This window comes from Streptomyces sp. NPDC025273, from assembly GCF_040638585.1.
GTDB classification, from domain to species: domain Bacteria; phylum Actinomycetota; class Actinomycetes; order Streptomycetales; family Streptomycetaceae; genus Streptomyces; species Streptomyces cinereorectus.
Map to the genome: position 1 here is coordinate 378,285 of NZ_JBEZYP010000001.1, position 12,409 is coordinate 390,693.

A 12,409-nucleotide genomic window follows, 5' to 3' on the forward strand; every position below is an offset into this window, starting at 1 on the left:
GGCGGAAGGGGCGTTACGACGAAGGGGGCACGGGGGTGTTCGCGGCCCGCCGGTGCCGTCGTTCGACCACGGCGGCGATGATCCGTGGGGTGAGGACGGACGCCACGAGCAGCAGGCCGGTCACGATGACCTGGACCTCGTTGGCGATGTCGTTGAGGGTGAGGAGGTTCTTCAGGACACCGATCAGCAGGACACCGGCGACCGCGCCGAAGAGCGTGCCCTTCCCGCCGTCGAAGTCGATGCCGCCGAGCAGGACGGACGCGATGACGAGCATCTCGAAGCCGAGTCCGTTGTCCGCGCGGGCACTTCCGTACCGGAGGGTGAAGACGACACCCGCGAAGGCGGAGAACAGGCCGGTCACGACGAAGAGCAGCAGCTTGATCCGCTTGACCCGGATGCCGGCGAAGTACGCGGCCTCCTCCTGGGCGCCGATCGCGAAGAGCGAGCGGCCCAGACCGGTCGCGTGCAGCACCACCGCGGTAACGGCGGCCAGCACGACGAAGAGCAGGACCGGGTAGGTGAGGAACGTGCCCGGGACGGTCGTGGTGTCGACGGCCCAGTCGGCGTACGCCTGCGGGAAGTCCGTCACCGCGTCGCTGCCGAGCGCCACCGAGGCCAGACCCCGGTAGAGCGCCAGGGTGCCGATGGTGACGGCCAGGGACGGCAGGCCCACCCTGGTGACCAGCCAGCCGTTGAGGAGACCTCCGGCGACGCCCACCAGGAGCACCACCGGCACGATCGCCTCGAAGGCCCAGCCCGCCTCCCACAGCGCACCGGTCAGCGCACTGCCCAGGCCCAGCATGGAGGCGACCGACAGGTCGACCTGCCCGGCGACGACCAGGAGGGTCATCGGGAGGGCGATGATGGCGACTTCGGCGATGTCGTTGAAGGCGAACGCGAGGTTCTCGCTCGAACCGAAGCCCTCCGTGCTGCCGAGGCCGACGACGAGGACCGCCACCAGGAGGACACCGACCGCGGTGTCCCAGCGCAGCGCCAGGCCGCGTACGAGAGAGGCCCGCGGCGTGGGAGCCGCCTTCGTGTCAGGCGCCGTGGTCATGACGGGCGTTCCTCTTCCTCAGTGCGGCGGTCATCCGCAGGTTCACGATCCGGTCGACGCTGATGGCCAGCAGGAGGAGCGCACCGGTGATGGCGCCCTGCCAGAAGGAGTCCACCTTCAGGACGACCAGGACACTGCCGATGGTGGTGAGCAGCAGGGCGCCGAGTGCGGCACCCCACACGGTGCCGGTGCCGCCGGTGATGGCGACACCGCCGACGACGACGGCACTGACGACGGTCAGTTCCCAGCCGTGCGCGTTGTCCGCGACGACGGTGCCGAAACGGGCCAGCCACAGGGCCCCGGCGAAGCCGGCGACTGCCCCGGAGAAGGCGTAGGCGGCCAGCACCCGGCGGCGGATCGGGATGCCGGCGAGCCGGGCGGCCTCCGGGCTCGAACCGATCGCGTACAGCTCACGCCCCGAGCGGTAGCTGCGCAGGAAGTACGCGGTCGCCGCGAGCAGGACGACGGCGACGAGCGGCAGGTACGGGATGCCGGCCAGGCTGCCGCTGCCGAGCCCCAGTACGGCTTCCGGCACGTCGGAGGCGCTGATCTGCTCGCCCTGCGCCCACCAGTAGTCGATGCCCTGGATGATGTAGAGCATGCCCAGGGTCACGACGAGCGCCGGGACCCTGCCGAAGCTGACGAGGGCGCCGGACACCAGTCCGCAGACCACGCCGATGGCGATGCCGAGCAGCATCACGGTCAGCACCCCGTGGTCCGTCCCCGCGACGAACTTGCCGCAGGCGAACGCGGAGAGGCCGACGACCGAGCCGACCGACAGGTCGATGTTGCGGGTGATCACCACGGCGGACTGGCCGACCGCGAGCAGCACCAGGATCGACGCGTTGAGCAGCAGGTCCTTGACGCCCTGGTCGGACAGGAAGAGCGGGTTGGCCAGGTAGGTGCCGAGAATCAGCAGCACCAGCGCCCCGGCGATGGAGATCTCGCGGGCCCGGAAGACCGCGTCCACGAGCGAGGAGGCGCTCCGGTCCGGCGCCTTCGCGGTGTCCGGCGGACTCTCGATGGTGGTGGTCATGCCGCTGCCCTCTCGTTGCGTCCGGTGGCCGCCGCCATGACCGATTCCTCGGTGGCGCTCTCGCGCGGGATCTCGGCGACGAGCCGGCCCTCGCGCATCACGAGCACCCGGTCGGCCATGCCGATGACCTCCGGCAGGTCGGAGGAGATCATCAGGACGGCGAGGCCGTCCGCCGCGAGCGACGAGAGCAGCCGGTGGACCTCGGCCTTGGTGCCGACATCGATGCCGCGGGTCGGTTCGTCGACGATCAGCACCTCGGGGCCGGTCGCCAGCCACTTGGCGAGCACGACCTTCTGCTGGTTGCCGCCGGACAGCACACCCACGGTGTCGGCCAGCCGGTTGTACTTGAGCTGGAGGCGCACGGCCCAGTCGGCGGCCCGGTCGTGCTCCAGGGCCCGGCTGACGAGCCCGCGCTTGCGGACCTCGGCCAGGCCGGTGAGGCCGATGTTGCGCTCGATCGACATATCCATGACCAGCCCGCGCTGGCGCCGGTCCTCGGGTACGAGAGCGAGCCCGGCGGCCATCGCGGCGGTCGGCGAACCGGGCCGCAGCACCGTGCCGGCCACCTTCACCTCGCCCGCGTCGGCACGGTCGACACCGAAGACCGCCTGCGCGACCTCGGTGCGCCCGGCGCCGACGAGCCCGGCGAGCGCCACGATCTCGCCGCGGCGGACCTCGAAGGACACGTCGCGGAAGACGCCCTCGCGGGTCAGCCGGTGCACCGAGAGGGCGACGTCGCCGACCTCGGCCTCCTGCTTCGGATAGAGGTCGTCGAGGTCGCGGCCGACCATCCTGCGGACCAGGTCGTCCTCGGTGAGACCCTCCAGCGGCTCCGAGGAGATCCAGCGTCCGTCGCGCAGGGTCGTGACGCGCTGGCACAGCTCGAAGATCTCGTCGAGGCGGTGCGAGATGAACAGCACGGCCGCGCCCTCCGCGCGCAGGGTCCGGACGACGGAGAACAGCCGGGCCGTCTCACTGCCGGTCAGGGCGGCGGTCGGCTCGTCCATGATCAGGACACGGGCGTCGAAGGAGAGCGCCTTGGCGATCTCGACGATCTGCTGGTCGGCGATCGACAGCCCGCGGGCGGGCCGGTCGGGGGCCAGATCGACGCCGAGCCGGCGCATCAGCCCGGCGGTGGTGGCGTGCACGGCCTTGCGGTCGATGCGGCCCAGCGCGCGCCGGGGCTGGCGGCCCATGAAGATGTTCTCGGCGATCGACAGGTCGGGGAAGAGCGTCGGCTCCTGGTAGATGACGGCGATACCGGCGTCACGGGCGTCTGCCGGACCGTGGAAGACGACGGACTCGCCGTCGAGCAGCACCTCGCCGCTGTCCGGACGGTGCACCCCGGCGAGGGCCTTGATCAGCGTGGACTTGCCCGCGCCGTTCTCTCCGGCGAGTGCGTGGGCCTCGCCGGGGAACAACCGCAGGGACACGTCCTGCAGGGCCCGTACGGCACCGAAGGACTTGCTCACGCCCTTCAGGGCCAGGACCGGGGCCGGGTCCGGGGCGGACTGGTTCATAGGAGCTCCTCAGCGGTGGGAAGGTGTCGCTCCACTCGCCGTGAAAGGTTTCAATGAGGTTGCTCGGAAGCTAAAGGGGGATTGCGGGCGCAGTCAATGGGTTGATGGGGAGAAGTTCACTCAAGGAGGGCGTTGTGCGACCTGAATGGGGGGATGGGTGGGCCCTCTTGACAGTCTTCGGGGCGGCGGACTATCTTCACCGGCCTTGAATCGATTCACATAACGGTCACGCATCGCTCCTCTTACAAGTGCGCACCAGGAATTCCGAGTTCGCGCCGCCCGGGACGGTGGCGTGCAGATGGCATCGTTGTCCGGCACGCCGGTTCAGGCCCCGGGAACGGACCCCTCACAGTGCGCCGCGGGCTGCGGGCCGTCCTGGGGGGAGGGGGCAGGGTAGTGGGGGCCGCGCAGGCGGGGGCGGTGTGGCGTCCCGGGCAACGAGGTTTCGGGCGGAGGCCGTTCGGGGCGACGGTCAGGGACGCGCCGCACGGGGCCCGCCTTGCACACCCAGGACCGGGTCCGGCTCGATCCGCGCGGAGCCCTCAGCCGGCTCCCGCTACCAGATGTCTGGTGAACCACTCCTGGGCCAGCTCCGCGACCCGGTCCAGGGCGCCCGGCTCCTCGAACAGATGCGTGGCGCCGGGGATGATGTCGAGCCGGTTCTCGCAGCGGAGCGCCGCCTGCGCCTGCCGGTTGAGGTCGATCACCGTCGTGTCGTCGCCGCCCACGATGAGCAGGGTCGGCGCCCGCACCTCGGACAGGTCCGCTCCGGCCAGATCGGGGCGCCCGCCGCGGGAGACCACGGCGCCGACGCCCGAGTCGGCCGCGGCGGCGGCCCGCAGCGCCGCCGCCGCCCCGGTGCTCGCCCCGAAGGAGCCGACCGGCACGGACACGCGGTGCCGCAGCCAGTCGGTGGCGCCCGCCAGCCTCCCGGCGAGCAGCCCGATATCGAACACATTGGCCCGGTCGACCTCCTCCCCGGGCGTGAGGAGGTCGAGGAGCAGGGTGCCGAGGCCGGCCTTGTTGAGGGCCGTCGCCACGGAACGGTTGCGGGGGCTGTGGCGGCTGCTGCCGGAGCCATGGGCGAACACCACGGCCGCCCCGGCGTCCCGGGGGAGTACGAGGTCCCCGGTGAGCCCGATCCCACCCGCGTCCACCTCGACCTCCTCCGCCTGGCCGGCCGACGGGCCCCCGCCCTCGGGGGCCCGCGCCAGGAGGGCGACGACCTCCTCGTCGGAGGTCTGGGAGAAGTCGCGGTACCACTCGCCGACGGCGGAGAAGAGGCTCGGCGTGGACAGGCACACGACCTCGTCCACGTCCTCGCTCAGCCGTGCGACGACATCCGGCGACGCCACCGGCACGGCCAGGACGACATGCGCGGCGCCCTGCGCCCGTACGACCCGGCACGCGGCCCTGGCGGTCGCCCCGGTGGCGATCCCGTCATCGACCACGACCACCGTCCGGCCGGTGAGGGCGAGGCGAGGCCTGCCCTCCCGGTACGCCCGGGCCCGGCGCAGGAGCTCCGCCTCCTCGGCGCGCTCGACGGAGACGAGGTCCTTCTCCCGTACCCCGGCATGACGGACGATCTCATCGCTGATGACCCGCACCCCGCCCTCGCCGATCGCACCGAATCCCAGTTCCGGGCGGTACGGGACGCCCAGCTTGCGGACCACGATCACGTCGAGCGGCGCACCCAGCGCCCGCGCCACCTCGAAGGCCACCGGGACCCCGCCACGGGGAAGTCCCAGGACGACGGGGTCGCGCGCCCGCAGATGCCCGAGTGCCCCGGCGAGCCGTCGTCCGGCGTCCGTGCGGTCGGTGAACAGCACAGTGGTTCACCTCCAACGTCTGGGCGGGGGCGGGCGGAGCGGCGAATCGTGCCGCACCGCGGCGTACACGCACGCCCTCACCCTTCGAAACAATCTCATTTGCGCCCGTTCGGCAAGTCGGGGACGGTCGTGAGCATGGAACGAATCGGAGCGGTCCTGATCGACATCGACGGCGTGCTCACGGTTTCCTGGAAGCCGTTGCCCGGCGCGGTGGATGCCGTGCGGCGGCTGCGCGCCACGGGCATCCCGCTGGCGCTCGTCACCAACACCACGTCACGGACCCGCGCCGCGATCGCCGGCCGGCTCGCCGGGACGGGCTTCCCCGTCGAGGCCGACGACATCCTCACCGCGCCCGCCGCCACCGCCGCGTATCTGCGCGAACACCACCCGGAGGCGCGCTGCCTCCTGATCAGCACGGGGGACGTACGGGACGACCTGTCGGGGGTGACGCTCGTCGAGGAGGAGGACGCCGAGGGTGCCGTGCCGGACGTCGTCGTGCTCGGCGGAGCGGGCGACGCGTTCACGTACGCGGCGCTGAACCGCGCGTTCCGCCATGTCCAGCAGGGTGCCGGGCTCGTCGCCATGCACCGGAGTCTGTACTGGCGCACCGCCGGAGGACTCGACCTCGACACCGGGGCCTTCCTCCTGGGCCTGGAACGGGCGGCCGGCACCGAGGCCGCCGTCACCGGCAAGCCGGCCGGGGCGTTCTTCGCCGCGGCCCTGGCCCGTCTCGGTGCCACCCCGTCCGAGGCGCTGATGGTGGGCGACGACATCGAGTCGGACGTGCTGGCCGCCCAGCGCCATGGCATCACCGGCGTCCTGGTGAGGACAGGCAAGTACCTGCCCGAGACGCACGCGGCGGCCGACGGCACCCCGGACCACGTCCTGGACTCCTTCGCGGACGTTCCCGCTCTGGTGGAGCGGCTCGGACACTGACCCGCACCCCCTGAGGGGACGCGTGAAACGTTTCCCTGCCCGAGAACAACCTGAAACCGGTCCGGGACTGGGCCCACGGTCTCGGCCTCCCACCGCGAATCCAGCCGTACGTCCGGCTTCGCCGCCTTCTCCCCGTACAACGGCGGCACCGTATACGGCGAGGCCTGGGCGGGGACGCGCTGGAAGCAGAGTCGCGGGCCCAGACCTGAGGGATCACCGCAGGCGACCAAGAATCCCGCTGCTCAGGTGACGACGAGTGCTTGAGATCGTCCCCGGTGGCAACCCCTCCGGCGGCGGTACGACCTACTCCGACACCTCGCACCAGTGACGAGTGAGGTGTTCAGGTCCTGCGCAGTCGAAGGTGACTTGGAACTTCTTGATCGGCGTCATCCGGTCACTACCGGCGTGTGATGCTCACCAAGAATCCCGGCGTGACATCACCGCTCAGGTTGCGGGTTCCCTGACCGGGGCGGTGCCGCCGCGGCGGTCACGCGGGCGCGGTACTACCGGTCGTGCAGGATCTCGGGCCGGGTTACGGGCACAATGGTGATCAGCTTGTCGAGGCCCTTGAAGTCGTCGGGGTTCGTGGTGAAGAGGGGGAGTTCCTCGGCGGCCGCGGTGGCGGCGATCATCAGGTCGGCCGCGCGGCGACGGGGCTTGCGGCCCGCGGAAACGACTGCGGCGCAGATTCTGCCGTAGATGCGAGCCGCCTCCACGTCGAATGGGATGGGGTCGAATTCGTTCTCGGCGCGCTGCAGGACGTCCATGCGGCGGGCCCGCTCGGCGTGTTCGTCGTAGTCGCTCTGCTCGGCACCGCCGCGTACCTGATGAGGGCCTGCAGAGAGTTCCGCGAGGGTGATGGTGCTGATGGCCATCTCGGCGGGCAACTCGTCGGCGTCGATCCACTTGCGCAGGATCATGATGTTGGTGTCGAGCAGTCCCTGCTCGTACTCAACGGGCATACGGGTCGTCCAACTCCTGCTCGATGACGGCGTCCTGGTCGTCGCGGAAGGCGGCCGGCGAGATGTCAGGTGCGGTGCGTGACATGGCTGCGAACTCGGCACGGGGAACGAAGCGGCGACGGCGGCGGAGCGGGATCAGCTCGCCGACACGGTGTCCGTCGCGGGTGACGGTGAATGCCTGTCCTCCTTGGACGGCATCCATGATCTCTTTGGAACGGGTGCGAAGATCGCGCTGGGTGATCTCGGGCTGCGCTGTCATGGTATTCACGCTAACAAAGGGCGCCACTCGGTGCTACCTGGTAGCACATCGCACGTCGTGAGGCGCTCCACCAGCTGGAGTCGTTGCCGCCGCGACGTAAGGGTGCCGTGCTCGCGATCACGGGCAGGTGAAGGCGCTTGCCGTCGGAGCGATGTGCGTCCGGACACGGAAGAGCCCCTCACGCGCTTCCACGGGTGAGGGGCTGGTTGCGCCCCCGGCAGGACTCGAACCTGCGGCCAAGCGCTTAGAAGGCGCCTGCTCTATCCACTGAGCTACGGGGGCCGGTGTCGGCCTCGGTGGCCCGGAGGGCGCTGGATCAAGCCATCCGTGACCTTGCCGGGACAAGGATAGGGCTCCGATCGCCTTGTCCCGGTTGCTTCACCTGCGTGGCACGATGTGGAGGTTCGGTGAAGCGAACCGATAATCGCAGGTAGGTGCGATTCATGCACCGCTTTTCGCGCCTCGCGCCCCGGGTGTTGTGCACTCGTTATGCCTGCGCCCCACTCGTCCCCTCTGTCCCCTGGGGTGGATCCGCCGCGCAGAGGGGCCTATACGCTTCAAAAAGGCGTTAAAATTGGGCATTCTTCACATGTGGTAACCATGGATGTACGGCCCCAGCTCATCGACGCACTTTCCGCCCTGCGCGACCGTGTCGCTGCCGTGCGTCTTCCACTCCCTCTGCCGGGGGCCCCGCGTGCCCGGCAGACGAGGACCGAACTGCTCGCCCAGCTCGACGACTACCTGGTGCCACGGCTGAAGGACCCCGAGGCACCGCTGCTCGCGGTGATCGGCGGATCCACCGGAGCGGGGAAGTCGACGCTCGTCAACTCGCTGGTGGGGTGCCGGGTCAGTGAGGCCGGTGTGCTCCGCCCGACCACGCGGACCCCGGTGCTCGTCTGCCACCCCGACGACCACCACTGGTTCGCCGGGGTGCGCGTCCTGCCCGAGCTGACCAGGGTGTGGCTGCCTCCGGGGCAGGCCCGGGATCCGGACGGGCTCGACCACCTCGGGGTGGACGGGGACCAGGACGACACCGTCCTGCGCGTGGAGACCGCGGCGACCCTGCCCCGGGGGCTCGCGCTGCTGGACGCCCCGGACATCGACTCGCTCGTCGTACGGAACAGGGTCCTGGCCGCCGAACTCATCTGCGCCGCCGACATCTGGGTCATGGTGACCACCGCGTCCCGGTACGCCGACGCGGTCCCCTGGCACCTGCTGCGCACCGCCAGGGAGTACGACGCCTCCCTGGTCACCGTTCTGGACCGGGTGCCGCACCAGGTCATCGCCGAAGTCTCGCGCCAGTACGCCGCCCTGCTCACCCGGGCCGGGCTCGGCGAGGTCCCCCGCTTCACGATCCCGGAACTGCCCGAGTCCGCGGGCGGTGGCAGCGGCCTGCTGCCCACCACCGCCGTCGCACCGCTGCTCGCGTGGCTCACCCACCGCGCCCAGGATCCGGCGGCCCGTCAGCAGGCCGTGGGGCGAACGGCGTCCGGGGTCATCGACTCGCTCAACAGACGGATGCCCGAGCTGGCCGGGGCCGTGTCCGCGCAGTACGCGGCGGCGGTCCGGCTGACAGGGGTGGTCGAGGAGGCGTACGGCAAGGAGTCGGCCCGCGTCCGGCGGCGGCTCCAGAACGGTGCCGTGCTCGCGGGGGCCGCACGCACCCGGTGGCGCGGATACCCGCTCTACAGCACCGCCGAGGAACTGCTCGACGCGCTCGTGGAGAGCCTGGCCGCCCTGCTCCAGTGCGCGGTGGCCGCCGCCGACGAACAGATCCGCACCACCTGGCAGCGGGAGCCCGCCGCGGGGGACTTCCGGTACGAGGACGCCGGCCGGGAAGCCGGCGGATGGGGACCGGCCGAGGACATCCAGGGCCGTATCGCCATGGCCGTACGACGCTGGCGGCGGGTCCTGGAGGAACTGGCCGAGGAGGAGACGCGGCTGCTGGAACGCAGCGCCGCGCCCGACGGCGAGACGGTGGCCGCGCTCCTGGCCGCCGTCCTGCTGGGCGGGCGCCGTGCCCGGGGCGCCGGGGAGCAGCTCGCCGAACGGATCGGCGCCCAGGGAGCGTTGCGCCTGCGCGACAAGGGTGGGGCACTCCTCGCGGGCTGCCTGGACCAGGTCATGCACGCCGAACGCGACCGGCGGCTCACCCCGCTGGACGCGCTCGAAGTGGTCCCGGAACCGCAGGCCGAACTGATCGCCGCACTGTCCGTACTGCAGAAGGAGAGGTGGAAGCGATGACTGCTGTCACCGACCGCGACCGGGCCGAGGGTGTCGAAGGACCCCAGGGACGGAGCTGGGACGACGGGCTCATCGCGAGGCGCGCCGCCGACGCCGCACAGGAGGGGTCGCGGCAGGAACGCCCGTCCGACGACGACGTACGGCCCCAGGTGGAGGCGTACGGACTGCCCGGCAGCCCTCTGCGGCCCCGGCTCGACGCGCTGCGCGAGCTCGTCGGGCTGTCCCGGGCCAGGCTCGACGGCGACACCCTCGCCGAGGCGGGACGGGTGCTGGACGAGGCCTCCGCCCGGCAGCGGCTCTCGTCCCGCCACACGGTCGTCGCCATCGCCGGCGCCACCGGCAGCGGGAAGTCCACCCTCTTCAACGCACTGGCGGGCGCACAGATCTCCGAGACCGGACTGCGCAGGCCGACCACCTCCGCGCCGCTCGCCTGCAGCTGGACGGACGGCGCCGCCGGGCTGCTGGACCGGCTGGCCATTCCCGGCAGGCTGCGGCGCAGGCCCGTGCAGGGGGGCACGGACACCGACGAGGCGCTGCAGGGGCTCGTGCTGGTGGATCTGCCCGACCACGACTCGGCGGCGACCGGCCACCGTGACCAGGTGGACCGGGTGCTGGCGCTGGTCGACGCGGTGATCTGGGTCGTCGACCCGGAGAAGTACGCCGACGCGGCCCTTCACGAACGCTACCTGCGGCCGCTCGCAGGGCACGCCGAGATCACCTTCGTCGTCCTCAACCAGATCGACCGGCTGCCCGGCGAGGCCGCCGACCTCGTCCTGGACGACCTGCGCCGGCTGCTGGACGAGGACGGCATGGCGGTGGGGGAACACGGCGAACCCGGTGCCACCGTCATGTCCCTGTCCGCCCTCACCGGTCACGGGGTGGGTGACCTGCGCGAGCTGCTCGGCCGGTTCGTCCAGGACCGTACGGCGGCGACCCGCCGCCTGTCCGCCGACGTGGACGCGGCAGCCGCGCGGCTGCGCCCCGTGTACGTCGCCGAAGGGCGGCCGGGACTCGGGGAACGGGCCCGTGAGGAGTTCACCGACCGGCTGGCCGAGGCGGTGGGCGCGTCGGCCGCGGGGCAGGCGGCCGAGCGCGAGTGGCGCAGGAACGCGGGGCGGGCCTGCGGCACGCCGTGGCTGAGGCTGTGGCGCTGGTACGAGTCCACCCGGCAGCTCGGTGGCGGCGGCCTGGACCTCATGGCGCAGGCCCTCGCACCGCCGGAGGAGGAACTCACCGCCCGGCAGCGGGTGGAGCAGGCCGTACGGAAGCTGGCGGACGACGCCGTCGACGGGCTGCCCACACCCTGGGCGCAGGCTGTGCGTGAGGCGGCGGTCAACGGGGCCAAGGGGCTGCCGGAGGCGCTGGACGAGCTGTCACGGAACGCTCAGGCACAGGCCTCGGGCGGCCGGGGGCGCGCGGGGTCGCCCGGCCCGGGCTCCGGTACGACGGGCCCGGACGCGAAGGGCGCCGCGGTGAGGGGTTCCGGGCTCGCGGGCAGGGCCGTCACCCCCGTCGCGGGGGCGCCCGGCGGTCGTGGCGCCAGGCCCCCGCGCCCCGCGTGGTGGCCCGCCGCCGTGCTGGCACAGGCCTCGATGACACTGCTTCAGATCTTCGGCGGACTGTGGCTGCTCGGTCAGATCGTCGGCGTGATCGAACCCGGGCTGGTCACCCCCGCGCTGCTCATGCTCGCGGGAGTCGTCGGCGGACCGCTCGTGGAGTGGTCGTGCGCGGCCGCGGCCCGTGGTCCCGCCCGCCGGTACGGGCAGGAGGCGGAGCGGCGGCTGCGCGAGACGGCCGCGGGATGCGGCCGGGCCCGGGTCCTCGACCCGGTCGCGGCGGAGCTGGCGCGCTACCGCGAGGTGCGGGAGCGGTACGTGACGGTGACGGAGTTTTCCACAACCGGCCGGTAGTCCACAGGCCTCCGCGGCATTCCCGAATTCCCTCCAGCATGGGTGTCGGCGGTCCGCACGGGATCGCACCGGATCGTGCCGGGCGCCGGCGGACCGCGCGGGATGCCCTATCGGCCACGCTCCGCCGCGGCCTGCCCGGCGGCCGGACGGACGGGCCGGAGAAGCCGGGCAGCGGTACGCGCGGACGGACAACAGGACGGAAACGGGGGACGGGAAATGAACGACACATGGGTGACGCTGGTGGGAAATGCCGCAACTCCGGTGGACTTCCGGGAAACGGCGACGGGTCCCATGGCGCGATTCCGCATGGCGGTGACACCACGGCGCTGGGATCGCGAGAAGCAGATCTGGGCGGACGGCCGCACCAGCTTCTACACGGTGTGGGCCCGGCGGACCCTGGCATCGAATCTGTCCGGATCGGTCGCCGTGGGAGAACCCCTCGTCGTGCACGGCCGGCTGAAGGTGCGCGAGGAGGAGCGCGACGGGACGTGGAAGACCTCCGTGGACATCGAGGCCGTGGCGGCGGGACATGATCTGACCCGAGGCACGGCCGCGTTCCGGCGGGTGGTCAGAGGCGACCCGGCGCTCACAGCCCCCACGCATCGTCAGGAACCGGCCACGGAAATGGTTTCGGTGTCCTGAACACCCAGGCGCGC

10 protein-coding genes, 1 tRNA gene and 1 pseudogene are annotated in these 12,409 nt (G+C 71.8%); 4 read left to right on the forward strand and 8 right to left on the reverse strand.

All coding sequences use genetic code 11. The features are described 5' to 3' along the window. Window positions 1-13: 13 nt before the first annotated feature. From AB0F38_RS01605 to AB0F38_RS01620, 4 genes are all read right to left on the reverse strand, one after another. Complete coding sequence (locus AB0F38_RS01605) at window positions 14-1,057, reverse strand: ABC transporter permease (protein WP_361885043.1); 1,044 nt, start codon at window positions 1,055-1,057, stop codon at window positions 14-16. Further along, window positions 1,041-2,093, reverse strand: coding sequence for an ABC transporter permease (locus AB0F38_RS01610; RefSeq protein WP_361885045.1), 1,053 nt, complete (start codon window positions 2,091-2,093; stop codon window positions 1,041-1,043). Before AB0F38_RS01610 ends, AB0F38_RS01605 begins: the two co-directional genes overlap by 17 nt. Continuing rightward, the gene (locus AB0F38_RS01615) at window positions 2,090-3,613 is read right to left on the reverse strand and encodes a sugar ABC transporter ATP-binding protein (RefSeq protein ID WP_361885047.1); all 1,524 of its coding nucleotides are present in this window, start codon (window positions 3,611-3,613) and stop codon (window positions 2,090-2,092) included. Before AB0F38_RS01615 ends, AB0F38_RS01610 begins: the two co-directional genes overlap by 4 nt. A gap of 542 nt (window positions 3,614-4,155) precedes the next feature. Continuing rightward, window positions 4,156-5,442, reverse strand: a complete 1,287-nt coding sequence (locus AB0F38_RS01620; RefSeq protein ID WP_361885049.1) for a phosphoribosyltransferase — start codon at window positions 5,440-5,442, stop codon at window positions 4,156-4,158. Window positions 5,443-5,577: 135 nt separating this feature from the next. Here AB0F38_RS01620 and AB0F38_RS01625 point away from each other — a divergent pair, with 135 nt between their 5' ends. Next, a complete protein-coding gene (locus AB0F38_RS01625; protein ID WP_361885051.1) occupies window positions 5,578-6,378 on the forward strand; it encodes an HAD-IIA family hydrolase in 801 nt (266 codons plus the stop codon). A 170-nt stretch (window positions 6,379-6,548) separates the two neighbouring features. Here the strand turns inward: AB0F38_RS01625 and AB0F38_RS01630 are convergent. The 4 genes and pseudogenes from AB0F38_RS01630 to AB0F38_RS01645 form a co-directional block, all read right to left on the reverse strand. After that, window positions 6,549-6,768: pseudogene (locus AB0F38_RS01630) on the reverse strand (VOC family protein); the annotation flags it as partial. Between the two features lie 113 nt (window positions 6,769-6,881). After that, window positions 6,882-7,340: a type II toxin-antitoxin system VapC family toxin gene (locus AB0F38_RS01635; RefSeq protein ID WP_361885053.1), complete on the reverse strand. Its 459-nt coding sequence runs from the start codon at window positions 7,338-7,340 to the stop codon at window positions 6,882-6,884. Beyond that, window positions 7,330-7,599 carry a type II toxin-antitoxin system prevent-host-death family antitoxin gene (locus AB0F38_RS01640; protein WP_361885055.1) on the reverse strand — a complete coding sequence of 90 codons (270 nt, stop codon included), beginning with the start codon at window positions 7,597-7,599 and terminating at the stop codon, window positions 7,330-7,332. Before AB0F38_RS01640 ends, AB0F38_RS01635 begins: the two co-directional genes overlap by 11 nt. A gap of 209 nt (window positions 7,600-7,808) precedes the next feature. Beyond that, window positions 7,809-7,881 (reverse strand) — tRNA-Arg (locus AB0F38_RS01645). Window positions 7,882-8,199: 318 nt separating this feature from the next. On the opposite strand from AB0F38_RS01645, the gene AB0F38_RS01650 reads away from it, so the two are divergent. The 3 genes from AB0F38_RS01650 (at window position 8,200) to AB0F38_RS01660 (ending at window position 12,395) form a co-directional block, all read left to right on the forward strand. Next, complete coding sequence (locus tag AB0F38_RS01650) at window positions 8,200-9,843, forward strand: GTPase domain-containing protein (RefSeq protein WP_361885057.1); 1,644 nt, start codon at window positions 8,200-8,202, stop codon at window positions 9,841-9,843. Further along, the gene (locus AB0F38_RS01655) at window positions 9,840-11,753 is read left to right on the forward strand and encodes a GTPase (RefSeq protein ID WP_361885059.1); all 1,914 of its coding nucleotides are present in this window, start codon (window positions 9,840-9,842) and stop codon (window positions 11,751-11,753) included. Before AB0F38_RS01650 ends, AB0F38_RS01655 begins: the two co-directional genes overlap by 4 nt. A gap of 216 nt (window positions 11,754-11,969) precedes the next feature. Then, complete coding sequence (locus AB0F38_RS01660) at window positions 11,970-12,395, forward strand: single-stranded DNA-binding protein (protein ID WP_361885061.1); 426 nt, start codon at window positions 11,970-11,972, stop codon at window positions 12,393-12,395. Window positions 12,396-12,409: the final 14 nt, after the last annotated feature.